General features: G+C 74.2%; 20 protein-coding genes. 5 read left to right on the top strand and 15 right to left on the bottom strand.

The genetic code is table 11. The features are described 5' to 3' along the window. Positions 1 to 5: 5 nt before the first annotated feature. The 3 genes from nadC to nadA are packed head-to-tail and all read right to left on the bottom strand — an operon-like array spanning position 6 to position 3,516. Positions 6 to 923 carry a carboxylating nicotinate-nucleotide diphosphorylase gene (gene nadC, locus Ae150APs1_RS27270; RefSeq protein ID WP_083680526.1) on the bottom strand — a complete coding sequence of 306 codons (918 nt, stop codon included), beginning with the start codon at positions 921 to 923 and terminating at the stop codon, positions 6 to 8. Beyond that, on the bottom strand, positions 920 to 2,521 hold the full coding sequence (locus Ae150APs1_RS27265) for an L-aspartate oxidase (RefSeq protein ID WP_075301154.1): 1,602 nt from the start codon (positions 2,519 to 2,521) through the stop codon (positions 920 to 922). The genes nadC and Ae150APs1_RS27265 overlap by 4 nt, the downstream gene beginning before the upstream one ends. Continuing rightward, entirely contained in the window at positions 2,518 to 3,516 is a 999-nt protein-coding gene (gene nadA / locus Ae150APs1_RS27260; protein WP_075301152.1) for a quinolinate synthase NadA, read from the bottom strand. The genes Ae150APs1_RS27265 and nadA overlap by 4 nt, the downstream gene beginning before the upstream one ends. A gap of 159 nt (positions 3,517 to 3,675) precedes the next feature. Between nadA and Ae150APs1_RS27255 the strand changes: the two genes are divergently transcribed. Together Ae150APs1_RS27255 and Ae150APs1_RS27250 are read left to right on the top strand one after the other, a co-directional pair. Further along, positions 3,676 to 4,401: an NUDIX domain-containing protein gene (locus Ae150APs1_RS27255; protein ID WP_139317220.1), complete on the top strand. Its 726-nt coding sequence runs from the start codon at positions 3,676 to 3,678 to the stop codon at positions 4,399 to 4,401. Between the two features lie 4 nt (positions 4,402 to 4,405). Then, positions 4,406 to 5,083, top strand: a complete 678-nt coding sequence (locus Ae150APs1_RS27250) for an LON peptidase substrate-binding domain-containing protein (RefSeq protein ID WP_010227672.1) — start codon at positions 4,406 to 4,408, stop codon at positions 5,081 to 5,083. Here the strand turns inward: Ae150APs1_RS27250 and Ae150APs1_RS27245 are convergent. The 3 genes from Ae150APs1_RS27245 to Ae150APs1_RS27235 form a co-directional block, all read right to left on the bottom strand. Beyond that, positions 5,080 to 6,708, bottom strand: coding sequence for an ABC-F family ATP-binding cassette domain-containing protein (locus tag Ae150APs1_RS27245; protein WP_083680527.1), 1,629 nt, complete (start codon positions 6,706 to 6,708; stop codon positions 5,080 to 5,082). The genes Ae150APs1_RS27250 and Ae150APs1_RS27245 overlap by 4 nt on opposite strands. 136 nt (positions 6,709 to 6,844) lie before the next feature. Further along, the gene (locus Ae150APs1_RS27240; protein WP_217695618.1) at positions 6,845 to 7,618 is read right to left on the bottom strand and encodes an MFS transporter; all 774 of its coding nucleotides are present in this window, start codon (positions 7,616 to 7,618) and stop codon (positions 6,845 to 6,847) included. Between the two features lie 490 nt (positions 7,619 to 8,108). Further along, complete coding sequence (locus tag Ae150APs1_RS27235) at positions 8,109 to 8,690, bottom strand: type II toxin-antitoxin system PemK/MazF family toxin (protein WP_202796346.1); 582 nt, start codon at positions 8,688 to 8,690, stop codon at positions 8,109 to 8,111. Positions 8,691 to 8,721: 31 nt separating this feature from the next. Here Ae150APs1_RS27235 and Ae150APs1_RS27230 point away from each other — a divergent pair, with 31 nt between their 5' ends. Continuing rightward, positions 8,722 to 9,759: a zinc-dependent alcohol dehydrogenase family protein gene (locus Ae150APs1_RS27230; protein WP_075302675.1), complete on the top strand. Its 1,038-nt coding sequence runs from the start codon at positions 8,722 to 8,724 to the stop codon at positions 9,757 to 9,759. 69 nt (positions 9,760 to 9,828) lie between these two features. On the opposite strand, the gene trxA is transcribed toward Ae150APs1_RS27230, so the two are convergent. The 3 genes from trxA to Ae150APs1_RS27215 all read right to left on the bottom strand — a co-directional run bounded on the left by trxA (position 9,829) and on the right by Ae150APs1_RS27215 (position 14,112). Then, positions 9,829 to 10,215, bottom strand: coding sequence for a thioredoxin (gene trxA / locus Ae150APs1_RS27225; RefSeq protein ID WP_010227663.1), 387 nt, complete (start codon positions 10,213 to 10,215; stop codon positions 9,829 to 9,831). Next, positions 10,197 to 12,578 carry a bifunctional SulP family inorganic anion transporter/carbonic anhydrase gene (locus tag Ae150APs1_RS27220; RefSeq protein WP_249266496.1) on the bottom strand — a complete coding sequence of 794 codons (2,382 nt, stop codon included), beginning with the start codon at positions 12,576 to 12,578 and terminating at the stop codon, positions 10,197 to 10,199. The genes trxA and Ae150APs1_RS27220 overlap by 19 nt, the downstream gene beginning before the upstream one ends. A 253-nt stretch (positions 12,579 to 12,831) precedes the next feature. Further along, on the bottom strand, positions 12,832 to 14,112 hold the full coding sequence (locus tag Ae150APs1_RS27215) for an adenosylmethionine--8-amino-7-oxononanoate transaminase (RefSeq protein ID WP_170918203.1): 1,281 nt from the start codon (positions 14,110 to 14,112) through the stop codon (positions 12,832 to 12,834). Between the two features lie 76 nt (positions 14,113 to 14,188). On the opposite strand from Ae150APs1_RS27215, the gene Ae150APs1_RS27210 reads away from it, so the two are divergent. Next, positions 14,189 to 15,064 (top strand): PaaX family transcriptional regulator C-terminal domain-containing protein, encoded by an 876-nt coding sequence (locus tag Ae150APs1_RS27210; RefSeq protein ID WP_010227657.1) that lies wholly within the window; start codon positions 14,189 to 14,191, stop codon positions 15,062 to 15,064. Between the two features lie 27 nt (positions 15,065 to 15,091). Here Ae150APs1_RS27210 and dnaE read toward each other — a convergent pair whose 3' ends face one another. The 6 genes from dnaE to Ae150APs1_RS27180 form a co-directional block, all read right to left on the bottom strand. Further along, positions 15,092 to 18,649, bottom strand: a complete 3,558-nt coding sequence (gene dnaE / locus Ae150APs1_RS27205; protein WP_075301148.1) for a DNA polymerase III subunit alpha — start codon at positions 18,647 to 18,649, stop codon at positions 15,092 to 15,094. A gap of 335 nt (positions 18,650 to 18,984) precedes the next feature. Then, positions 18,985 to 19,704, bottom strand: coding sequence for a hypothetical protein (locus tag Ae150APs1_RS27200; RefSeq protein WP_075301146.1), 720 nt, complete (start codon positions 19,702 to 19,704; stop codon positions 18,985 to 18,987). A gap of 34 nt (positions 19,705 to 19,738) precedes the next feature. Further along, positions 19,739 to 20,671 carry an RluA family pseudouridine synthase gene (locus Ae150APs1_RS27195; RefSeq protein ID WP_075301144.1) on the bottom strand — a complete coding sequence of 311 codons (933 nt, stop codon included), beginning with the start codon at positions 20,669 to 20,671 and terminating at the stop codon, positions 19,739 to 19,741. A 3-nt stretch (positions 20,672 to 20,674) separates the two neighbouring features. Beyond that, the gene (gene lspA / locus Ae150APs1_RS27190; protein ID WP_010228652.1) at positions 20,675 to 21,217 is read right to left on the bottom strand and encodes a signal peptidase II; all 543 of its coding nucleotides are present in this window, start codon (positions 21,215 to 21,217) and stop codon (positions 20,675 to 20,677) included. An 8-nt stretch (positions 21,218 to 21,225) separates the two neighbouring features. Further along, positions 21,226 to 22,707, bottom strand: coding sequence for a potassium/proton antiporter (locus Ae150APs1_RS27185; RefSeq protein ID WP_060572657.1), 1,482 nt, complete (start codon positions 22,705 to 22,707; stop codon positions 21,226 to 21,228). Between the two features lie 7 nt (positions 22,708 to 22,714). Continuing rightward, complete coding sequence (locus Ae150APs1_RS27180; RefSeq protein WP_075301142.1) at positions 22,715 to 23,518, bottom strand: class I SAM-dependent methyltransferase; 804 nt, start codon at positions 23,516 to 23,518, stop codon at positions 22,715 to 22,717. Positions 23,519 to 23,670: 152 nt separating this feature from the next. Between Ae150APs1_RS27180 and Ae150APs1_RS32310 the strand changes: the two genes are divergently transcribed. Then, the gene (locus tag Ae150APs1_RS32310; protein ID WP_170918142.1) at positions 23,671 to 23,835 is read left to right on the top strand and encodes a hypothetical protein; all 165 of its coding nucleotides are present in this window, start codon (positions 23,671 to 23,673) and stop codon (positions 23,833 to 23,835) included. The last annotated feature ends 16 nt before the right edge of the window (positions 23,836 to 23,851 follow it).

Raw genomic sequence — 23,851 nt, 5'->3', positions numbered from 1 at the left:
GCGGATCAGCCCAGGTCGAGACCGAGATCGAGGGCGGTGACCGAGTGCGTCAGACCCCCGACGGCGAGGAAGTCGACCCCGGTCACCGCGTAGTCCCGGGCCACCGCGAGGGCGAGGCCCCCGGACGACTCCAGCAGCGCCCGGTGCCCGGTCGCCGAGGCCACCGCGTCGCGCCGGGCGACGGCCTCGGCGGTCTGCGCCACGGTGAAGTTGTCGAGCAGGACGAGCTCCGCCGACAACCCGAGCACCTCGTCGAGCTGGTCGAGGGAGTCGACCTCGACCTCGCAGGGCAGGTCCGGGGCGGCGGTACGGGCCGCGGCCAGCGCGGCCGGGACCGACCCGGCCGCCGCGACGTGGTTGTCCTTGATCAGGATCGCGTCGCCGAGCCCGAGCCGGTGGTTCACCCCGCCGCCGCAGCGCACCGCGTACTTCTCCAGCAGCCGCAGGCCGGGCAGGGTCTTGCGGGTGTCCCGGACCGCGGCGCCGGTGCCGTCGACGGCGTCCGCCCAGGCCCGGGTCGCGGTCGCGACCCCGGACAGGTGGCAGAGCAGGTTGAGGGCGGCGCGCTCGGCCGTCAGCAGGCCACGTACCGGGGCGCGCACCACCAGCGCGGGCGTGCCCGCGGTGAGCCGGTCCCCGTCGGCGGCGGCGTCGAGGACCTCGTACCCGGGGCCGGGGGCCCCGCCCAGCACCTCGTCGAGCACGGCGAGCGCCGCCGGGAGCCCGGCGAGCACCCCGCCGGCCCGCGGGGTGAAGGACGCGAGCGCCACGGCACCGGCGGGCACGGTGGCCGCGGTCGTGGCGTCCGGGCCGTACCGCAGGTCCTCCTCCAGGGCCGTCCGCACGACGCGGAGCAGGTCGTCCCGGTCCGGGACCCCGATCGTGGAGACCCCACCGACCCCGGCGGCGATCCCGGCGCTCACGCCGCACCGGCCAGGGCGTCCGCGACGACGACGGGCCGGCCCGTCGCGTCCAGCCGCACCGGCAGCGACGCCCGCTGGTGGGTGTCGTCGCGGTCCGGGAAGTCGGTGCGGACGTGGCAGCCCCGGCTCTCGCGCCGGGTCCCGGCGGCGGCGAGCACCGCCTGCGCGAGCAGTGTCAGCGCCGCGTCCTCGGCACCGGCCCGGTCCACCGGCACGGCCGTCACGGTGCCGGCCTCGACCACGTCGGACGCGGCCGCGAGACCGGTCGCGTCGCGGCCGATCCCGGCGTGGCGGGTCATCGCGCGCTGCACGGTCTCCCGGTCGGCGACGGGCACCGCCGGGGCCGGCTCGACGGTGCGCCCGCCCGGCCGCGCCCCGCCCGACCGCCGGTCGGCGAGCACCGCGCGGACCGCGCGCTCCCCCACGACCAGGCCCTCCAGCAGGGAGTTCGACGCCAGGCGGTTCGCCCCGTGCAGCCCGGTGCGGGCGACCTCGCCGGCCGCGTACAGGCCGGGCACGCCGGTCCGGCCGTCGACGTCGGTGACGATCCCGCCGCAGGCGTAGTGCGCGGCCGGGGTCACCGGGATCGGGTCGGTGCGCGGGTCGATGCCCACGGCGCGGCAGGAGGCGTGCACCGTCGGGAACCGGCGGGCAAACCCGTCGACCCCGGTGGCGTCGAGGTGCACGCGGTCGGTGCCCGTCTCGGCCATCCGCCGGGTGATCGCCGCGGACACCACGTCGCGCGGGGCGAGGTCGGCGCGCGGGTGCACCCCGGCCATGAACGCGATCCCGGCGCGGTCCCGCAGGACCGCCCCCTCGCCGCGGACGGCCTCGGTGACGAGCGGTCGTCGTCCGGCGGAGTCGCTGTCCGGGCCCGCCCAGAGCACCGTCGGGTGGAACTGCACGAACTCCAGGTCCGACGCCGTGGCCCCGGCCCGCAGGGCGAGCGCGACACCGTCGCCGGTGGCCGTCGACGGGTTCGTGGTGGAGGCGTACAGCCCGCCGTATCCGCCGGTGGCGAGCAGCACCGCCCCGGCGGCGATCCGCCCGGCCCGGCCGCGGTCGTCGAGCAGTGCGAGCCCGGCCACCCGCCCGTCCGGGTCGCGGACCGCGTCGACCGCGACGTGCCCGTCCAGCACGGTGATCTGCGCCGACCGGGCCGCGGCGACCAGCGCGCGCTCGATCTCCGCGCCGGTGGCGTCGCCGCCGGCGTGCACCACCCGGAACGCCGAGTGGCCGCCCTCCCGGGTCCGGTCCAGGCGGCCGGGCGAGGTGTGCGCGTCGAACAGGGCGCCCCGCTCGCGCAGCCGTCGCACCGCGCCGGGGCCGCCGCGGACGACGGCGTCGACCGCGGCGAGGTCGTTGAGCCCACCACCGGCGTCGAGGGTGTCGGCGACGTGCGCGTCGAGCGTGTCGCCCGCGATGTCGCCGAGCACGACCGCGACCCCGCCCTGCGCGAACCGGGTGGAGCCCTCGGCGACGTCGTCCTTGGTGACGACGACGGTGCGCAGCCCGGCCGCGGCCGCGTCGAGCGCGGCGGTCAGGCCCGCCACGCCGGAGCCGACGACGAGGAGGTCGGCCCCCGCCTCCCAGGTCACTCCCCGCCCCCCGGGTTCCCGATCTCGATCATGCGCCGGACCGCGGCGCGGCCGCGCGCGGCCAGATCGGGGTCGACGTGCACCTCGTCGGTGCCCTCCCGGACCGACCGGAGCAGCGCCTCGGGGGTGATCATCTTCATGTAGGTGCAGGACGCGCGATCGTTGACCGCCCGGAAGTCGATCTCCGGGGCGGCCCGGCGGAGCTGGTGCAGCATCCCGACCTCGGTCGCGACGAGCACCTCCTTCGCACCGGTGGAGCGCGCCGCCTCGATCATCCCGCCGGTCGAGAGGATCTTGACCTGGTCCTCGGGGACCGCTCCGGTGCCGGCGAGGTAGAGCGCCGACGTCGCGCACCCGCACTCGGGGTGCACGAACAGGTCCGCCTCCGGGTGGGCCTGTGCCTGGTCGGAGAGCTGCTTGCCGTTGATGCCGGCGTGCACGTGGCACTCCCCCGCCCAGACGTGCATGTCCGCCCGGTCGAGCACCCGGCGGACGTGCGCGCCGAGGAACTGGTCGGGCAGGAACAGCACCTCGCGCTCGCGCGGGATCGACGCGACGACCTCGACCGCGTTCGACGAGGTGCAGCAGATGTCGGTCTCGGCCTTCACCGCGGCGGTCGTGTTGACGTAGGACACGACGACGGCGACGGGGTGCTCGGCCTTCCACTCCCGGAGCTGCTCGGCGGTGATGGAGTCGGCGAGCGAGCAGCCGGCCCGCGCGTCCGGGATCAGGACCGTCTTCTCCGGGGCGAGGATCTTCGCGGTCTCGGCCATGAAGTGGACGCCGCAGAAGACGATCGTCGAGGCGTCCGCCCCGGCCGCGATGCGGGACAGCGCGAGCGAGTCCCCCACGTGGTCGGCGACGTCCTGGATCTCGGGCAGCTGGTAGTTGTGCGCCAGCAGGACAGCGTCCCGCCGGCGGGCCAGCGCGCGGACCTCGTCCGCCCAGCCGGGGTCGACCGCGGTCGACCCGGGCGCCGTGAGCGTCGGAACCATCTTCGCCCTCCCGGGCCGTGTCAGGTTTTCGCCTAGTGAGCGGAAACTAGGCGGATCGTAGCACCGGCAGCAGGCCGCCGACACCTCCGTGGTGACCGGGACCTCACCTGAAGGACACCCCGGCGTCATCCGCCGGTGCGGCCCGGCAGTCCCCCTAGGCTGGCCGTCGTGACGTCACCGCCGGTCCTGCACGAGGTGCTCGCCGCCGTGCTCGGGATCCGGGAGGGGCGGTTGCGGGTGCTGCTGTGGGAGCGGGCGCTCGCGCCCGACGCCGGGCGCTGGGCACTGCCCGGCGGGCGGCTGGCCGCCGACGAGGACGTCGAGACCTCGGTGCGCCGCCAGCTCGCCGAGAAGGTCGACGTCCGCGAGATCGCGCACGTCGAGCAGCTCTCGGTGTTCTCCGACCCGGGCCGTACCCCGGCCCCGCGGACGATCGCGACCGCGTTCCTCGGCCTGGTCCCCTCCGACGCCGACCCGGAGCTGCCCGCCGACACGGCCTGGCACCCGGTCGACGCGCTCCCCCCGACCGCGTTCGACCACGCCGCGATCGTCGACTCGGCGCGGGACCGGCTGCAGGCCAAGCTCTCCTACACGAACCTGGGCTTCGCCCTCGCCCCGGCGGAGTTCACGATCTCGGCGCTGCGCGAGCACTACGTCGCCGCGCTCGGCCACGGGGTGTCGGCGACCAACCTCCAGCGCGTCCTGACCCGGCGGGCCCTGCTCACCCCGACCGGTGAGACGGCCGCGCCCGGGCGGGCCGGTGGCCGTCCGGCAGCGGTGTTCCGGTTCACCGACCGGACGCTGCGGGTGACCGACGCCTTCGCCGTGCTCCGCCCGCCGGCCCACGCGCGGCCGGGCAGCGTGCCCGGCGCCGTACTACCGTGAGCCGGTGTCCGCGACGATCCCGCTGTTCCCGCTGGGAACGGTGCTGATGCCGGGCGCGGCGCTACCGCTGCACATCTTCGAGCCGCGCTACCGGCAGCTCACCGTCGACCTGATCACCGGGACCGTCCCCGACAAGGAGTTCGGTGTCGTCGCCGTGCGCGAGGGGCACTCCGCGGACCGCTCCGGGATGGCCGGGATGCACGCGGTCGGCTGCACCGCCGTCGTGCTCGACGCCCGGCGGCTGCCGGACGGCCGCTACGACGTCGTCACCCGGGGGGCGCGCCGCTTCCGGCTGCTCGACGTCGACGAGGGGTCCCGTCAGTACCTGTGCGGCGAGGTCGAGTTCCTGCCCGACGACGAGCCCGGCGACGACCCGCGGCTGGTGCGGATGCTCGAGAACGCCGCCCGCGCGGCGCACCGCGGCTACTGCGACACCGCGTGGCGGGCCGGCGACTGGTCCGAGCCCGGCGACGACACCCCCACCGCCGAGCTCGCGCACCTGCTCGCCGACGACTGCCTGCTGCCCCTGACCGACCGGCAGGACCTGCTCGAGCAGACCTCCCCGGTGCAGCGGCTGCGGGAGGTCCGGCGGCTGCTGGCCCGGGAGACCGGCCTGCTCGGCCGGCTGCACGCGGTGCCGGCCCCGCAGGGCACCTTCGCCGACGACCACAGCGTCAACTAGCCGAGGGCGAGCGCCGCCCCGGACCAGCGGCGGCGCAGCCACCGGTCGTGCGAGGTGACGACGACGGTGCCGGGCGCCGTCCCGAGCGCCTCCTCCAGCTCGCCCGCCAGCCGCAGCGACACGTGGTTGGTCGGCTCGTCGAGCAGCAGCAGGTCCGGCGCGTCGGCGACGGCGAGGGCGAGCGCCAGCCGCCGTCGCTGCCCGAGGGACAGGGCACCCACCGCCGTGCCGTGCTCACGCGGGTGCAGCAGACCGAGCTCGTTCAGCGGGACCCGCTCGGCGAGGTCCGGGCCGAGCAGCGCGGCCCAGGCGTCGCGGGCGGTGCGGTCGGGCGGTCCGACGTCGGGGTCCTGGGCGAGCAGGCCGACCCGCCGCGCGCGGACGTCCGCGGTGCCCGCGGTCGGCGCGAGATCGCCGTGCAGCACGGCGAGCAGCGTCGACTTCCCCGACCCGTTCGGCCCCGTGACCAGCAGCGTCTCCCCCACCGGCAGATCCAGCAGGTCGAGTCGCAGACGACCGTCGACCCGCAGACCGCGGACCTGCACGGCGAGCCCGTCACCGGCGTCGGTACCGGTGAGCCGGCCGGAGAACCGCAGCGGCCGCGGTGGCTTCGGCAGCGCCTCGCGCTCGGCGACCTCGAGCCGGCGCTGGGCGTCGTTGACGCGCCGCGCCCGGGTGCGCTCGACGTTGGCGCCCTTGAACTTGTCGATGAACTTGTCGTTGTCGCGCGGGCCGCGGCCCGGCGCGATCGCCGAGGTACCCGTGCGCGTCCGGTCCCGCAGCGCCGCGATCTCCTCCTGCTGGGCGGCGAACCGCTCCTCCCAGCGCCGGCGGCTCGCGGCCTGCGCGTCGAGGTACTCGGTGAAGGAGCCGCCGAAGCGGCGCCCGCCGTGCCCGTCGGTGCCGAGTGCGCCGGCGTCGAGGTCGAGCAGCTCGGTGCAGACCCGGTCCAGGAAGGCGCGGTCGTGACTGGCCGCGACGACGACGCCGGGCAGCCCGACCAGCGAGCGTTCCAGCAGGTCGAGGGCGGCGGCGTCGAGGTGGTTGGTGGGTTCGTCGAGCAGCAGCGCCGCCGGGCGGCGCACCAGGGCGGCGGCCATCGCGAGCCGGGTCCGCTGTCCGCCGGACAGCGTGGCGACCGGCCGGTCCCGGTCGAGCTCGGCGACACCGAGGGTCCCGGCCGTGACCTCGGCGCGGCGGTCGGCGTCCCAGGCGTCGTGCGCGACGGCCCAGGCGAGCACCCGGTCGTAGCTCCCACCGACGTCGGCCCCGTCCGCCATCCCGGCGGCCAGCCGCTCCAGCTCGGCGACGGCGTCGTGCAGCGGGCGCAGCGCGCCGTCGAGCAGGTCGCCGACGGTGCCCTCGGCGGACAGCTCGGGCTCCTGCGGCAGGTACACCAGGTCGGCCGGGGCCGACACGGTCCCGGCGTCGGCGACGTCGACGCCGGCCAGCAGCCGCAGCAGCGTGGACTTCCCGGCGCCGTTCTCGCCGATCAGCCCGACCCGGGTCCCCGGACCGGCGGTGAGGTCGATCCCGTCGAGGACCGGCGGGCGCCCGGTGCGGGCGGCGAAGGAACGGACCACACCGCGCGCGGTGAGGGCCTGGGTATCGGTGAGGGACGGCACGACGACGACTCCGAGGAACCGGAGGGAGACCGCAGGGGCAGGTGCCGCGTCCGCGGTCGGTGGTGTCGTCAGAGCCTCATGATGATCGGGAGCCTATCCCGGCGGCCGCCCGTGCCGCCACCCGTATCGACGGGCGTCAGCCGTGCTCGTTCGCGACGTCGGCGGCCGGCACCGCGGGGACCCGCCGGAACCGCGGGTGCAACAGCACGAAGGCGGTCACCGCGGCCATGACGCCCGCGCCCACCAGCACCGGCAGCTGCGGCCAGATCCCGTACAGCGCGGTCCCGGCGGTGGGGGCGATCACGAAGGTCAGGCCGGAGGTGGCGGTGGTCAGGCCGGCCAGCCCGCCCTGCTCCGCCCGCTCGACGAGCAGGGTCGGGCCGGCGGTGTAGCCCGGCATCGCGGTGCCGAGCCCCAGCCCGACGAGCAGGATCGCGACGACGATCGCCGCCGCGCCGGCGTCCGGCACCAGCAGGACGAACCCGGCGAGGGCCACCGATCCCCCGACCCGCAGCAGGGTCGGCGCGGTCCAGCCGCTGCGCGGCACGATCACCGCCTGGGCGAGCACCATGCCGAGCCCGGCGGCGAGCAGCGTCCCGCCGGTCACCAGCCCGGTGGCCTCCGCGGAGAGCCCCAGGCGGTCCTGCACGAGGAACCCGGTGATCACCTGGATGAAGCCGAGCGCGGTGAACATGCCGAACCCGGCCAGCAGGAACGGCCAGACCCGCGGATCGGTCGGCCGCACCCGGGCCGGTTCCTCGACCAGCTCGGCGCGCGGTTCGCGCCGCAGCCGGGTCGCGACCAGGACGAGCCCGGCACCCAGCAGCACCGGGACCGCGATGAGCGGGGTGAGCACACCGAACACCGACAGCACGCCCCCGACGACCGAGCCCCCCCACCATCGCGACACCCTGCACCGCGCCGATACCGGCCATGCCCTTCACCCGGGCCCGCTCGTCGGCGGTGACGTCGGCGACGTAGGCCTGCGCGGTCGGCGGCACGGCGGCGATCGCGGTGCCGAACCCCAGGCCACGCAGCAGCACGAACAGCACGAACAGTCCCGTCCCGGTCACCGCACCGGTCGTCCCCGACCAGGCGACCAGCGCGAACAGCGCCATCGACGTGGTGGCCAGTGCCAGCGCACCCACGAGCACCGGCTTGCGGCCCCAGGACTGCGAGCGGCGGCCCCAGGACTGGCTGGTGAGCACGACCATCAGGGCTGCCGTGCTGATCGTGACACCGACCTGCCACTCGGCCAGGCCGACCTCGCGGGACAGCGGGGCGATGACGGGGTTGAGCGTCATCTGGCCCAGGAAGACCAGGAACACCGCGGCGAGCAGCAGCCCGATCTGCGGCCGGGGCGGGGAGCCGTCGCGGGCAGCGGTCACGGACCGAGTGTCTCAGCTCCAGCCGTAGCGCGACCGGAGCTGGTCGGCGACCCGGTCGAACCGGCTCCGGTCGAGCACCGCGCCCTCGCGCCGGATCCCGTGCTCGTCGATCTCCAGCACCCGGTCGAGCCGGATGTAGGAGTCGCGGCCCTCCCGGTCCCAGGCGCCGGAGCCGATGCCGACCCAGTCCGGGTCGTCGGCGCGCCGGTCCTGGCTGGACAGCATGAGCCCGAGAAGCTCCGCACCTGAGCGCCCGACGACCAGCAGCGGCCGGTCCTTGCCCTGGCTCGGGTCCTCCTCGTAGGGCACCCAGGTCCAGACGATCTCACCCGGGTCGGCGGCACCGTCCGGCTCGGGCGCGTAGGCGACCTTGCGGGCCCGGTCGCCGGTGGGGGCGGTGCGCACCGGCGCCGTGGCGGGGGCACCTCCGCCCCGCGCCGGGGCCGGCCGGCCGCCGCGGTCCTTCTGCTTCTGCGAGTCCTTCAGCAGCTGCATCGCCACGTCGGCGGCCTTGCGCAGGACCGAGCCCCAGTTGATCGCCATGCCGGTCAGCCTGCCGCACGTGCGGGTGATCACCGGCGCCGGGGCACGCATGAACGGCGGAGCATGCGGGAATCCGCCCGGCATGAAGGCGACGCTCATCCACGGCACGCACGACATCCGGGTCTCGGCCGACGTGCCGGACCCACGGCTGCGCGACGACACCGACGCGATCGTGCGGGTCGTCCGGTCCTGCATCTGCGGCAGCGACCTGTGGCCGTACAACGCGGCCGAGGACTCCCCCGAGGGGAAGCGGATCGGGCACGAGTTCCTCGGCGTCGTGGAGGAGGTCGGCGCGGGCGTCCGGACCACACGCAAGGGGCAGCTCGTCGTCGCACCGTTCGTGTGGGCCGACAACACCTGCGACTTCTGCGCGCAGGGCCTCCAGACCTCCTGCCGGCACGGCGGCGGCTGGGGTGCCGACGGCACCGACGGCGGCCAGGGCGAGGCGGTCCGCGTCCCGTTCGCCGACGGCACCCTGGTCCCGATGCCCGGTGAGCCCGACGACGCGCTGCTCGCCTCGATGCTCACGCTGTCCGACGTGTTCTCCACCGGCCACCATGCGGCCGTCTCCGCGCGGGTGAGGCGGGGCGACACGGTCGCGGTCGTCGGGGACGGCGCGGTCGGGCTGTCCGCGGTGCTCGCCGCGAACCGGCTCGGCGCGGAGCGGATCATCCTGCTCGGCAGGCACACCGACCGCACCGACCTCGGCCGGGAGTTCGGCGCCGCCGACGTCGTCGCGGAGCGCGGCGACGAGGGGATCGAGCGGGTCCGCGAGCTCACCGGCGGCGACGGCGTGCACGTGGCACTGGAGTGCGTCGGGTTCGCCGAGGCGGTCCGCACCGCCGTCGGCATCACCCGCGACGGCGGTCTCGTCGGCCGCGTCGGCGTCTCGCAGTACACCGACGTGCCGCTCGGGGTGGGCCCGTTCATGCGCAACGTCGGCATCGTCGGCGGGGTGGCCCCGGCCCGCGCCTACATCGAGGAGCTGCTCCCCGACGTGCTCGACGGCACCGTCGAGCCGGGCCGGGTGTTCGACCGGACGATCGGCCTCGACGACGTCCCGGACGGCTACCGCGCGATGAACGAGCGCGAGGCGCTGAAGGTGCTGATCGCGCCCTGACCCCGGGCCGGACGGACGAGAGGCCCCGCACACCGTGGGTGTGCGGGGCCTCTCGTGGTCGGTGACGCCTCAGGCGCTGCCGTCGCCCTCCTGCTTCTCCTGCTCGGCGACGGCGGCCTTGACCTCGTCCATGTCGACGCCCTTGACCTGTCCGATGAGGTCCTCGAGCGCCTCGGCGGGCAGTGCGCCCGGCTCCGAGTACAGGACGACGCCGTCGCGCACGGCCATCACCGTCGGGATCGAGGAGATCCCGAACGCGCCGGCCAGCTCCTGCTGCGCCTCGGTGTCGACCTTCCCGAAGGTCACGTCCTCGTGCTTCTCGGACGCCTCGTCGTAGACGGGGGCGAACTGCTTGCACGGTCCGCACCAGGACGCCCAGAAGTCGATCAGGACGGTCGCCCCGGGCGCGCCCACGACGTCGTTGAAGTTGTCGGTGGTCAGTTCCACGGTGGCCATTGTCGCTCCAACGACGTCGGGGGGGCGGGGTTGTTCCCGATCCGGGTGGATCGGACCTTCAGGATGCGGCGCGCGGCCGCGGTGATGCCGTGACCGTGCCCGGCCGCGATCTTGTCCAGGCCGGAGCCGACGGCCTCGTCGTCCGGACGGACGTCGACGAAGCGCTGGGCCTCCTCGTCGAGCACCAGCACGCGGGCGGTGCGGATGTCGTAGAACATGCCCATCACCTCGGCGCCGGAGTCCTGGGCCCGCAGCATCTCCATCTGCAGCGCGACGTTCACCATCGCGAGCTGGTCGGTCTCCTCGAAGCCGTCCTGCGCGGCGGCCTCGGCGACCGGGTGACCGGTCTCGAAGGCGCGCAGCACCGGACGGGCCTCCAGCAGCCAGGTCCCGAGGGCGCCCTCGGTGCCGGCCGCGCCGGACCGCAGGCCCTTCATCGCGCCGCAGCCGGAGTGCCCGCAGACGGCGACCAGGGGGACGTTCAGCGCCGAGGTCGCGAACTCGACCGCGGCGGCGGTGCCCGGCCCGCAGGCCAGGTTGCCGACGTTCTGCACGGTGAACACGTCACCGGGACCGCTGTGGGTGATCACGTGCGGCAGCACCCGGGAGTCCGCGCAGGAGATCATCATCGCGGACGGGGCCTGGCCGTTGGCCAGCTCCGACATCGTCGGGCGGATCGCGTCGCAGGTGTTCTCGTGGTACGCCGCGACGCCCGCCATCAGCGGCTCGGACGCCGTCTGCTCGGCGTTGCGGGACTGCCACTCGCCCCAGGTCAGGAACCGGGCGCCGGGTGCGGTGGCGGCGCTGCGGCGTGCCTCGTCCGGCTCGATGACGACGACGGTCCCGCCGGTGCCCTCGTGCCGCGCCTTCCAGGCCAGCAGGTGGTCGTAGGCGGCGTGGTCGAGATAGTCGGTGACCAGACGGACGGTGACGTCGGTGCCGCGCGGCACGGCGTTCAGCTCACGGGACAGCCGCGGCACGGCGAGGAAGCTCAGCGAGCCCTCGATGACGAGCTCGCAGCTGCCGTCGGCGGCCTGCTCCAGGTGCGGGCGCGAGCGCACCGCACGCCACAGGAGCATCAGGCCGGCCAGCACCAGCCCGGCCACGACGCCCTCGAGCAGGTTCAGGAACACGACGCCGGCGAGCGTGACGGCGTAGATCGCGAGCTCGCCGTGGGCGCGGGCGGTGCGGATGTCGACCGGCTTGATCAGGCCGATACCCATCATGACCAGCAGACCGGCCAGGGCGGCCATCGGGATGAGCTCGATGACGCCGATCAGGACGATCGCGAACAGCGCGATCCACACACCGTGCAGCACCGTGGAGGCGCGGGTCTCCGCACCGGCCTTGACGTTCGCGGCGGACCGCACGATGACACCGGTGATCGGCAGGCCGCCGATCATGCCGGAGACGGTGTTGGCGGCACCCTGGCCGAGCAGCTCGCGGTCGGTGTCGGTGCGGGTGCCCGGCTTCATCCGCTCGATGGCGACGGCCGAGAGCAGCGACTCGACGCTGGCGATCAGCGCCACGGTGAGCATGCCGAACAGGACGCCGCCCCAGTTCGACTCCGGCAGCGACGGCAGCGACAGCGCGTCCAGGAGCGAGCCCCCCAGCTCGACCCGGGCGACGTCGGTGAAGCCCAGCGACACCACGGTCGCGGCGACGATGGCGATCAGCGCCGCGGGCACCACGGTGACCTTCGAGGGCAGCCGGCTCCAGCCGAGCATGATCGCGATGACGAGGCCGCCGAGCAGCAGCGCGGGGAGCGACAGGTTCGCGATCGCGCCCGGGAGCGCGGTGATGGACGCGACACCGCCGGTCTGGGCCTCGCCGCCGAGGACGACGTTCAGCTGGCCGAGTGCGATCGTCGCGCCGATGCCGGCGAGCATGCCGTGCACGACGGCGGGCGGGATGGCCTGGGCGAAGCGCGAGAGCTTCGTGAGACCGAAGACGATCTGGAGCACACCGGCGCCGGCGGTGATCAGCGTGGTGACCTGCCAGCCGTAGGTGTTGACGAGCTCGGCGACGATCACCGTGAGACCGGCGGCCGGCCCGGAGACCTGCAGCTTCGAGCCGCCGAGCAGCCCGGCGACGACGGCACCCACCACGGCGGCGACGAGGCCGGCCAGGATCGGGGCGCCGGAGGCGACGGCGATGCCGAGCGAGAGCGGCACCGCGACGAGGAAGACGACGATGGAGGCCGAGAAGTCGGCCCGCGCGTGCGGGAAGGTCCGCCCGAACCAGCCGCCACCACCGGGCGGCGAGCACTCCCCCCGGCCGGACTCGACCGGGGAGTGCTCGTCCTGGGTGGTGCGGACGGGGCTGGTGTGACTGGTGTTACTGGAGTGACTGTGCGAGGGCACCGGATCCTCCGGGGTCGGTCCGTTGGGGGCAGGCGGACCGCGGCGATGCGGTCGCGTGGCCGGCGGGGCGTGCGTGCACGCCACCAGCCGGACGTTTCGTCGAGTCACGGAAACGGATCTTGATGAGAGTGCTTCTCATCGAATCGGTGGGACACGACGAAACGCCCGGTCAGGACACTTCACCCCTGTATAACGTGATCAGTGTCACATGAAGATCCACCCGTGCAGGTGGCCCCGGTCACCGGCGCCGGTGCTATCCGGCCAGCGCCGCGGCCCGCATTCCGGCCGTGATGAGCCCGATGTCCTCACGCGTACAGACGAACGGCGGCATCGCGTAGACCATCGAGCGGAACGGCCGCAGCCAGACTCCCGCGAGGACCGCCGCGGCGGTCGCCGCGGGGAGATCGATCTCGTGGTCGAGCTCGATCACCCCGATCGCACCGAGGATGCGGACCTCCGTCACCCCGGGCAGGGACCGGGCCGGTGCGAGACCGGCCCGGAGCGCGGCGGCGACGTCCTTCACCTCGCGTCGCCAGTCGCGCTCCAGCAGCAGCGAGACCGACGCGTGCGCGACGGCGGCCGCCAGCGGGTTGCCCATGAAGGTGGGCCCGTGCATGAGGACGCCCGCCTCGCCCTCGGTGATGCCGTGGGCGACGCGCCCGCTGCACAGCGTCGCGGCCATCGTCAGGTACCCACCGGTCAGCGCCTTGCCCAGGCACATGACGTCCGGTGCGACGCCCGCGTGGTCGGCGGCGAACAGCTCACCGGTGCGGCCGAAGCCGGTGGCGATCTCGTCGAAGACCAGCAGCACGTCGTGCGCGTGGCACAGCTCCCGCAGCACGTGCAGGTAGCGGGGATCGTGGAAGCGCATGCCGCCCGCCCCCTGCACGACCAGCTCGACGATCACCGCGGCGAGCTCGTCGGCGTGCGTCTCGACCAGCTCGGCCAGGTGCGCGACGTAGTCGTGCGAGAAGTCCTCCGGCGGTGCGTCGGCGAACACCTGCTGCGGGAGCACGTCCGACCAGAGCGAGTGCATGCCGCCGTCGGGGTCGCAGACGCTCATCGCGCCGAACGTGTCACCGTGGTAGCCGCGCCGCCAGGTCATCAGCCGGTGCTTCTCCGGCCGGCCGCGGGAGCGCCAGTACTGCAGGCACATCTTGATCGCGACCTCGACCGAGACCGAGCCGGAGTCGGCGAGGAAGACGTGCTCCAGGCCCTCCGGGGTGACGTCCACCAGCAGCCGGGCCAGGTCGACGGCCGGGCCGTGGGTGATCCCGCCGAACATCACGTGGCTCATCCGGCCGAGCTGGTCCTGCACCGCCCGGTCCAGCCGTGGGTGCCGGTAGCCGTGGATCGCCGACCACCACGACGACATGCCGTCGACGAGCTCGCGGCCGTCCGGCAGCCGTAGCCGCACCCCCTCGGCCGACTCCACGACCAGCGGGGTCGCGGTGGCGGGCATGGGCGAGTAGGGGTGCCAGACGTGGGCACGGTCGGTGGCGAGCAGCCCCCCGGTGCCGTGCGGGGCAGGTATCTCCCCCGGCTCGGGGGCGGGTCCGGGGACGGTCACGGCTGTCCACCGTAGTCCCGGGTTCTACCCTGGTCCGACCATGGCCACCCCATTCCGTGACCCCGGGCCCGCCGAGGCCGCCGACGGTTCCGCGCTACGGCGCCGCGAGCTGGGCCAGACCTCCGCCCGGTCGCTGCTGCTCACCGTGCTCGGCGAGTTCGTGCTCCCGGCCGGGGAGCCAGTGTGGACCCGCGCGCTGCTCGAGGTGCTCGGCACGCTCGGCGTCGAGGCGAAGTCGGCGCGCCAGGCACTCGCCAGGACCGCCGCCGAGGGCCTGCTGACCTCCGACCGCGACGGCAGGCGGGTGCGCTGGTCGCTCACCCCGTCCGGCGAGCGGCTGCTGTCCGACGGCGCAGCCCGCATCTACGGGCTCGGCGCCACCGGCACCGAGTGGGACGGCCGCTGGCTCGTCCTGCTGGCCTCGGTCCCCGAGTCCCGCAGGCGGCTGCGGCACCGGCTCCGCACCCGGCTCGCGTGGGCGGGCCTCGGCTCCCCCGCCCCCGGGGTGTGGCTCTCCCCCGACCCCGGCAAGGAGGAGCAGGTCGCCGCCGTGCTCGACGAGCTGGGACTGGCCGGGATGAGCAGCTCGTTCGTCGGGCGCTACGGCGGCATCGGCAGCGCTGCCGAGGTGGTCGCCCAGGCCTGGGACCTCGACCGGGTGGAGGCGGCCTACCAGGAGTTCCTCGACGACTTCGGGGCCGAGCTCGACCGCACCGATCCCGGCGACGTGCTGGCCCGCCAGGTCCGGCTCGTGCACGCCTGGCGTCGCTTCCCGTTCCTCGACCCGGAGCTGCCCGCCGAGCTGCTGCCCGACCGCTGGGCCGGGACCCGCGCCACCGAGCTGTTCGCCGCGCTGCACGCGCGGTGGGACGGCGCGGCCCGCGCCGCCTGGGCGGAGCTGGCCGGCACCCCCTGATCCCGGGGGTGCCGCCCGCGAGCCCGCTCAGCCGCCCAGGCAGCCCGGCCCGAGCAACGCCTTCAGGTCGCCCATCAGCGCCGAGGTGTGCATGACCTTCAGCGAGTCGTCCAGCCGCAGGGCGGTGATCTTGCTGCCGTAGACCAGCGACAGGTGCACCTCGGAGGTGCCCGGGTGGTGGGTCAGCACCTCCTTGAGCTTCGAGACGCGCTCGGGGGTGCACTGGTCGGTCCGCAGGCTCACCCGGATCGGCAGCCCGCCCTCCCCGGCGGCGGCCAGCTCGGGTACCGCGAGATCGTTCGCGATCAGCGAGATCCGGTCGTCGCGCTTGTTCACCCGGGCCTTGACCAGCACGATCGCGTCCTCGGCGACGTCGACGCCGACGACCTGGTAGGCCCGCGGCAAGAACAGCACCTCGATCCCACCGGCGAGGTCCTCGATCTGGGCCGACGCCCACGGCTCGCCGTTCTTGTTCACCCGGCGGTTCACGTTCGCGAGGATGCCGCCGACGGTGACCTGGCCGCCCTCGGCGACCGAGCCCTCGACGATGTCGGCGATCGAGGTGTCGGCCTTCGCCGCGAGCGCCTGTTCGAGGCCCTGCAGCGGGTGCCCCGAGACGTAGAGGCCCAGCATCTCGCGCTCGACGGCGAGCTTGTGCTTGGAGTCCCACTCCTCCTCGGGCACCTTCACGTCGAAGATGCCGCCGAGCTCGTCACCGTCGTCGCCGCCGCTGCCGTCCATCGACCCGAACAGGTCGAACTGGCCCAGCGACGCGGCCTTCTTGGTGCTCATCACCGCGTCGATCGCGTCGGCGTGCACCAGCAGCAGGCCCTTGCGGGAGTGACCGAGCGAATCGAACGCCCCGGCCTTGATCAGCGACTCGACGACCTTCTTGTTGCAGACCACCGCGTCGACCTTGCGCAGGAAGTCGGAGAAGTCGACGAAGTTCCCCTTCTCCCGGCGCGCCGCGACGATCGCGTCGACCACGTTGTGCCCGACGTTGCGGATGCCGCCGAGACCGAACCGGATGTCGTTGCCGACCGGGGCGAAGTTGCGGACCGAGTCGTTGACGTCCGGCGGGAGCACCGTGACGCCCATCCGGCGGCACTCCGCCAGGTAGACGGCGGCCTTGTCCTTGTCGTCGCGGACCGAGGTGAGGACGCCGGCCATGTACTCGGCCGGGTAGTTCGCCTTGAGGTACGCGGTCCAGTACGAGACGACCCCGTACGCGGCGGAGTGCGCGCGGTTGAACGCGTAGTCGGAGAACGGGAGCAGGATGTCCCAGAGCGTCTTGACGGCATCGGCGGAGTAGCCGTTGTCCTTCATGCCCTGGGCGAAGCCGACGTACTCCTTGTCCAGGATCTCCTTCTTCTTCTTGCCCATCGCGCGGCGGAGCAGGTCCGCCTGGCCGAGCGAGTAGCCCGCCAGCACCTGCGCGATGGACATGACCTGTTCCTGGTAGACGATCAGGCCGAAGGTCTCGCCGAGGACGTCCTTGAGGGGCTCCGCCAGCTCCGGGTGGATCGGCGTGATCTCCTGGCGGCCGTTCTTGCGGTCGGCGTAGTCGTTGTGCGCGTTCGCGCCCATCGGGCCGGGGCGGTAGAGCGCACCGACCGCGGAGATGTGCTCGAACTCCGACGGCGCCATCCGGCGCAGCAGGTCCCGCATCGGGCCGCCGTCCAGCTGGAACACGCCGAGCGTGTCCCCGCGGGAGAGCAGCTCGTAGGTCGGCCCGTCGTCCAGCTCGACGTGGTCGAGGTCGACCTCGGGCTTGCCGTTGAGGGTGATGTTCTCCAGGGCGTCGTCGAGGATCGTGAGGTTCCGCAGCCCCAGGAAGTCCATCTTGAGGAGACCGATGGTCTCGCAGACGCCCATGTCGAACTGGGTGATGACGGCGCCGTCGGACTCGCGGCGCTGGATCGGGATGACGTCGATCAGCGGCGTCGACGACATGATCACGCCGGCCGCGTGGACGCCCCACTGGCGCTTCAGGCCCTCCAGGCCCCGCGCGGTGTCGACGATCTCCTTGACCTGCGGGTCCGCCTCGTAGAGCGCGCGGACCTCGGTGGCCTCGGAGTACCGCTTGTGCGACGGGTCGAAGATCCCCGAGAGCGGGATGTCCTTGCCCATCACGGCGGGCGGCATCGCCTTGGAGATCCGGTCGGCGACCGAGTAGCCGGGCTGGCCGAACAGCACCCGCGCCGAGTCCTTGATCGCGGCCTTCGCCTTGATCGTGGAGTAGGTGATGATCTGCGCGATCCGGTCCTCGCCGTACTTCTCGGTGACGTAGCGGATCATCTCGCCGCGCCGGCGCTCGTCGAAGTCCATGTCGATGTCGGGCATGGACACGCGGTCCGGGTTGAGGAACCGCTCGAAGATCAGCTTGTGCCGGATCGGGTCGAGGTCGGTGATGCCCAGGACGTAGGCGACCAGCGACCCGGCGGCCGAGCCGCGGCCGGGGCCGCACCGGATGCCGACCGACTTGGCGTGCCGGATGAGGTCCGCCGTCACCAGGAAGTAGCCGGGGTAGCCCATCTTGATGATGACGCCGACCTCGTAGTTCGCCTGCGTCCGGTACTGCTCGGTGATGCCGTTCGGGAACCGGTCGTGCAGGCCCCGCTCGACCTCCTTGATCAGCCAGGACTCCTCGGTCTCCCCCTCGGGCACCGGAGCCTTGGGCTGCAGGTCCTGGCCGGTGGTGAAGTCGATGTCGCAGCGCTCGGCGACCCAGAGGGTGTTGTCGCACGCCTCGGGGTGGATCGGGTCCCACAGCTCGCGCATCTCGGTCGCGGACTTGAGGTAGAAGTCCTGCGCGTCGAACTTGAACCGGTTCGGGTCGGCGAGGGTCTTCCCGGTCTGGACGCAGAGCAGCACCTCGTGCGCCTTGGTGTCGTCCGGGTAGGTGTAGTGCAGGTCGTTGGTGGCCAGACCGGGCAGGTCGAGGCGCTTCTTCAGCGCGAACAGGTCCTCCTGGACCCGCTTCTCGATCTCGATCCCGTGGTCCATCAACTCGCAGAAGAAGTTGTCCTTGCCGAAGATGTCCCGGTAGTCGGACGCGGCCTGGCAGGCACCCTCGAAGTCGTCCTGCTGGAGCAGGCGGGCGACCTCGCCGGACGGGCAGCCGGTCGTCCCGATGAGACCCGTGCCGTACTGCTCGAGCAGCTCGCGGTCCATACGGGGCTTGTAGTAGTACCCCTCGAGGCTGGCGAGCGACGAGAGCCGGAAGAGGTTGTGCATCCCCTCGGTGTTCTCGGCCAGCAGCGTCATGTGGGTGTACATGAGGTCGGGGTTCTTGTCGGCGGCGCCGGGGTTGCTGCCGCCGAGCGCGACCCGCTTCCGCTCGTGCCGCGAACCGGGCGCGAGGTACCCCTCCATGCCGATGATCGGCTTGACGCCCGCCGCCTTGGCCTTGCGCCAGAACTCGAAGGCGCCGTAGACGTTGCCGTGGTCGGTCATCGCGACCGCGGACATGTCGTTCTTGACGGCCTCGGAGAAGAGGTCGTCGAGCCGGGCCGCCCCGTCCAGCATCGAGAACTCGGTGTGGGTGTGCAGATGGACGAAGGAGCCTGCTCCGGACGAGGCCATGTGTGTTCCGCGCTCCTCTCCCGCGCCCTGGGTGGCGCGGTGCTCCCCGTGCGCACGCGCCCGCCCGCGGCGGGGCCGGGGACGCGTGCGTGCCGTGCTGGTCACCGACCACGGCCGGACCCGGCGACGGGCGGAACGGCACCTCCGGCCCGGCCTGGCGGGGCCGGTCGACGGTGCCGGTGGGACTCCTGCCGCGGGGCCGGAACGACCGGTTTCGGTGAGCGCCCAGACTAGCCCCGCCCCCCGACAGTTCCGGCGACGGCGGCGGCTCCGGACCGGGTCCGGCGCGTCGCTCCTGCTCAGGGCCGTGCGGCCCGGGCGACAGCGTGTCGCGGTCAGCCGGCGGGGACCGGGCCGTCGTCGGGCGGCGGGGTCGCGGCGGTCGTCTGCTCCGGCAGCAGCGGGGACAGTGCGAGCTCGCGCTCCGTCGTCCCGGGGGGTGCGGCCTGCACCGCGCGGACGCCGTCGCGGGCGGCCAGCGACTCCAGCCCGGCACGGTCGGCGGTCACCACGAACGCGATCACGCAGGCACAGTCCGGTGCGGCGAGCGCACGCCGTTCCGCGTCGGCGACGTCGGCGCGGCGGGTGAGCGACTCCCGCGCCCCGGGGGCACCGGCCACGGCCTGCCGGGCGCGGTCCGCGTCGGCCTCGGCGGCGAACGCGGCCCGCTCGCGGGCCACCCCGAGGGCGGCCGCCGGGTCCCCGGTGCCGACGACGGGCTCGAACCGCAGGGCGGTCTGCACCCGTGCGAACGGCACCCGGAACACCGCCGTGGAGATCCCGGGCGCGCCGAGCGCCGCCACCGAGGCGGCGTCCGACGGCCGGTCGAGCTGCACCAGGGCCGCGGCGCGCGCGCCCGCCGGTGGCAGCTGCGCGGGCAGCGACGCCAGGTAGCCCGCGACGTCCTGGCCGGGATCGGGCCCGAGCCGGACCGACCCGGACGCGGGTGCCGGGCCCGGCGACGGCCCGGAGCCCGCCGCCCACACCGCACCGAGCAGCACCACGGCCATCACCGCGACCACCACCCACAGGCCGCGGGTGCTCAGGCCCGTCACGGGCGCCCCGTCACCGCGGGGGGCGGCACCGCCGTCACGGTTCCCGCAGCGCCGCGAGCGCCGAGGCCAGGTCGTCGGGGTACGGACTGGTGAACTCGACGTACCGGCCGTCGGCGGGGTGCTCGAAGCCGAGGGTGCGCGCGTGCAGCCACTGCCGGGACAACCCCACCCGCTTCGCCAGCGCCGGGTCGGCGCCGTAGGTCAGGTCGCCGACACACGGGTGGCGCAGCGCGGAGAAGTGCACCCGGATCTGGTGGGTGCGCCCCGTCTCGAGGTGCACGTCCAGCAGGCTGGCCGAGCGGAACGCCTCGATCGTGTCGTAGTGGGTGATGCTGGGCTTGCCGCCCTGCAGGACGGCGAACCGGTAGTCGTGACGCGGGTGCCGGTCGATCGGCGCGTCGATGGTGCCCGACGACGGGTCGGGGTGCCCCTGCACGACCGCGTGGTACCGCTTCTCGACGGTCCGCTCCTTGAACGCCCGCTTCAGCGCCGTGTACGCGTGCGCGGACGTCGCGACGACCATCACCCCGGTGGTACCGACGTCGAGCCGGTGCACGATGCCCTGCCGCTCGGCCGCCCCGGACGTCGACAGCCGGTACCCGAGCGCGGCGAGCCCGCCGGTGACGGTCGGCCCGGTCCAGCCCGGCGACGGGTGCGCGGCGACCCCGACCGGCTTGTCCACGACGACGATGTCCTCGTCGTCGTGGAGCACCGACAGGCCGGCGACGACCTCGGCGGGTCCCTCGATGACGGCCGGCGCGGCGGTGTCGGGCAGCTCGACCTCCAGCCAGGACCCGCCCGGCAGCCGGTCGGACTTGCCGGCGTCGCGGCCGTCGACCTGGATCCGGCCCTCCTCGGCCAGCCCCGCGACGACCGTCCGCGACAGCCCCAGCAGCCGGGACAGCCCGGCGTCGATCCGCATCCCGTCGAGCCCGTCGGGGACGGGCATACTCCGCAGCTCACCCATGTCTCAGCCCCGCGTCCCGTCGATCTCGACGCCGCGCAGCGCCATCAGCACCAGCAGGATCCCGCCGCACACGATGCCGGAGTCGGCGACGTTGAACACCGGGAAGACGCTGCCGTCCGGCGCGAACACCGCGACCATGTCGACGACGTGCCCGCGCATCGGCCCCGGCGAGCGGAAGAACCGGTCGATCAGGTTGCCCAGCGCGCCGCCGAGGACCAGGCCGAGCCCGATCGCCCAGCCGGTCGACGCCAGCCGGCGCGCGATCCGGATGATCACCCCGACGACCACGACGGCGACGATCGTGAGGATCCAGGTGTAGCCGGTGGCCATCGACCACGCCGCACCCGGGTTGCGCAGCAGCGTCAGCCAGAGGAGGCCGTCGATCACCGCGACCGGTTCGCGGTCCTCCAGCGTCGCCACCGCCGCGATCTTGGTGACCAGGTCGAGGGCGAGCACGAACCCGGCGATCCCGGCCAGCAGGAGCGTTCCGCGTCGCCGGACGGCGGGATCGGCGGGCGTCTCGCTGACAGGGGGATCGGCACTCACACCCCCGATTATGACGAGCGGCCCCCGTCGGAGTGCCAGCGGACCAGCTTCCCGCCCCGGTCGACGTCCCGGATCCGTTGTTCGGTGGCGTCGCGCACCGCGCGGGTGCTCACGACGAGGAACTGGTCGCCCTCGCGGAGCCGGGTCTCGCCGTCCGGGGAGAACGCCGCGGACTCCCGCACGACCAGGCTCACCGTCGCCCCGGCCGGCAGCCGGAGCTCGCGGAGGTAGACGCCGTGCAGCCGGGACCCGGGCGGGACCCGGACCTGGAGCAGCTCGGCGTCGGCCTCGTCCAGCGGGGCCGCGTCGATGTCGATCTCGCGGGTGCCGGTCCGGGAGACCACGCCGAGCAGCCGCGCGACCCACGGCAGGCTGGTGCTCTGCACCAGGGTGAGCAGCACGACCAGCACGAACACGACGTCGACGAGCATCTGGTTCTGCGGCCCGCCCTCGGTGAGGGCGACCAGCGCGAGCACGATCGGCACCGCACCCCGCAGCCCCGCCCAGGACAGGAACGCCTGCTCCCGCAGCGGGACCCGGAACGGCAGCGCCGCGGCCAGCACCGACAGCGGGCGCGCGGCGAGCAGCACGACACCGGCACAGACCAGGGCGGGCACGATCGCCCCGGGCAGCCGCTCGGGCACCGAGTAGAGCCCGAGCAGCACGAACAGCCCGATCTGGGCGATCCACCCGGTGCCCTCGGCGAAGGACACGACGCCGCTGCGGTGCGGCAGCCGCGAGTTGCCCAGGACGAGCGCGGCGCAGTACGTGGCGAGCAGACCGGACGCGTGCACCCCCTGCCCGGCGGCGTACGCCAGCAGGCAGACCGCGATCGCGGCGAGCGGGTAGAGACCTGTCGACGGCAGGGCCGCGCGGCGCAGCGCCCACGCCCCGCCCGCGCCGAGCAGCACCCCGATCAGCGCACCGGCGGCAAGCTCGTAGACGACGAGCAGCGGGGTGGTCCAGCTGATCGGGTCGCTCCCCGCGAGGACGACGACGGCGATCACCACCGGCGCGTCGTTCATGCCGGACTCGAGCTCCAGGGTCCCCGCCAGCCGGCGCGGGACGGCGACGCCGCGCAGCACGCTGAACACGGCGGCCGCGTCGGTCGACGACAGCACCGCACCCCACAGCAGCGCGGTCCGCCACTCCAGGTCCAGCAGCAGGTGCAGCAGCCCGCCCGCGACACCGATCGACACCGCCACCGACAGCGTCGACAGCAGCATCCCGAGCCCGAGCGCGGGGCGGACCGCCTCCCACCGCGTCGTCATGCCGCCCTCGACCAGGATCAGGACGAGCGCGGCGAGGCCGAGGGTCTCGGTGAGCCCGGCGTCGGAGAACTCGAACCCGAGCACCGACTCGCCGAGCAGCACCCCGATCCCGAGGTAGAGCAGCAGTGAGGGCAACCCGAGCCGGACCGAGATCCGGACGGCGAGCACGCCGAGCAGCAGGACCCCGGCCGTGACGCCGAGCAGCAGTTCCAGACTCATGACCGGCTCAGGGGGTCCACACGAGGGTCACGACGGCGGTCGGCCGCGGCGGGATCCCGGTCAGCGCCTCCTCGACCTCCGGGACCCGGTCCGCGGGCAGGCAGAGCCGGCGCGCGACCCACGCGGCGTCGTGCGGGAGCCGGCGGTCGCGCTCCCAGCGGTGCACCTCCGGCTCGGTCCCGAGCTCCTCGCCGAGCACGGCGACGGCGTCGTCGGCGGTGGCGCTCGCCGGGCGCTGCAGGTCGTGGAACCGCTCCCACAGCGGGTCGAGCCAGGCCATCGGGTGCTCGGGCAGCATCTCGACCACGACGCCACCGGCCCCGCCGCGGACCGCGGAGGTCAGCGCGGCGAGGAACGGTGGCAGGTCGACGACGTTGTGCAGCACGTGGTGGCAGACGACGACGTCGTGCCGTCCCGCCGCGCCGGCGATCTCCGGCCAGGAGCCGTGCACGGTGCCGTGCGGGACGCCGCGGTCCCGCGCGGTCCCCGCGAACACCGCGAGCATGTCGGCCTGCCGGTCGGTGCCGACGACCCGCGCGACCGGTGACGGGTCCGGCCAGGCCGCGCCGAACGCGGCCTCCCCGCCGCCGCAGCCGACGTCGAGCAGGGACGCCCCCGTGCACGTCCACGCAGCGGCCCGCTCGGCGAGCGCGCGGGCGGCCCGGCGCGACGGCGTGTCGGCGGGCGTCTCCGGCGGGGTGAAGTCGGCGGTGGCGTGCGTCCACGGGTCGGCCGGGGCGTCCCGCAGGATCCGCTCGGGGATGCCGCGCGCGGACTGGCGCTCCCGCCACCTCCGCGCCGCGTCACCCATGGGGTGAGGGTAGTGCGCCGTTCCACCCCGACACGGCGTGCCCGCCGGCGGTGTCGGGCACATCCCGTCCGCCCGGCCTCCGTGGTGGTCCCACGGGGGACACCGGGCCGACGGCGCGGAAGACGGGGGTCCGCGGACGGACCCCGCAGGACGTGGTGCGGCACGACCACGACTTCCCGGTGTCCCCGGACGGGCTGGGCGAGCTGGAGATCGACGTCCCGGTGCGGGCGGGGAGCCCGACCGGTTCGCGGACGCTCACGGGGGCGCTGATCTTCGCGCTGCGCGACCCGCTGCGCGCCGCCACCTCCACCAGCTGACGGTCACCCCGCAGCC

Source organism: Pseudonocardia sp. Ae150A_Ps1 (assembly GCF_001932315.1).
GTDB lineage: Bacteria > Actinomycetota > Actinomycetes > Mycobacteriales > Pseudonocardiaceae > Pseudonocardia.
Note: the sequence above shows the minus strand (reverse complement) of the source record. Positions and strands in the feature narration are given on the sequence as shown.

Excerpts from the sequence above, each read along its gene's own strand:
- nadA (WP_075301152.1), bottom strand. The coding sequence starts at position 3,516 with ATGGTTCCGACGCTCACGGCGCCCGGGTCGACCGCGGTCGACCCCGGC.
- Ae150APs1_RS27235 (WP_202796346.1), bottom strand. The coding sequence starts at position 8,690 with ATGCGTGCCCCGGCGCCGGTGATCACCCGCACGTGCGGCAGGCTGACC.
- Ae150APs1_RS27230 (WP_075302675.1), top strand. The coding sequence starts at position 8,722 with ATGAAGGCGACGCTCATCCACGGCACGCACGACATCCGGGTCTCGGCC.
- trxA (WP_010227663.1), bottom strand. The coding sequence starts at position 10,215 with ATGGCCACCGTGGAACTGACCACCGACAACTTCAACGACGTCGTGGGC.
- Ae150APs1_RS27210 (WP_010227657.1), top strand. The coding sequence starts at position 14,189 with ATGGCCACCCCATTCCGTGACCCCGGGCCCGCCGAGGCCGCCGACGGT.
- dnaE (WP_075301148.1), bottom strand. The coding sequence starts at position 18,649 with ATGGCCTCGTCCGGAGCAGGCTCCTTCGTCCATCTGCACACCCACACC.
- Ae150APs1_RS27195 (WP_075301144.1), bottom strand. The coding sequence starts at position 20,671 with ATGGGTGAGCTGCGGAGTATGCCCGTCCCCGACGGGCTCGACGGGATG.
- Ae150APs1_RS27185 (WP_060572657.1), bottom strand. The coding sequence starts at position 22,707 with ATGAGTCTGGAACTGCTGCTCGGCGTCACGGCCGGGGTCCTGCTGCTC.
- Ae150APs1_RS27180 (WP_075301142.1), bottom strand. The coding sequence starts at position 23,518 with ATGGGTGACGCGGCGCGGAGGTGGCGGGAGCGCCAGTCCGCGCGCGGC.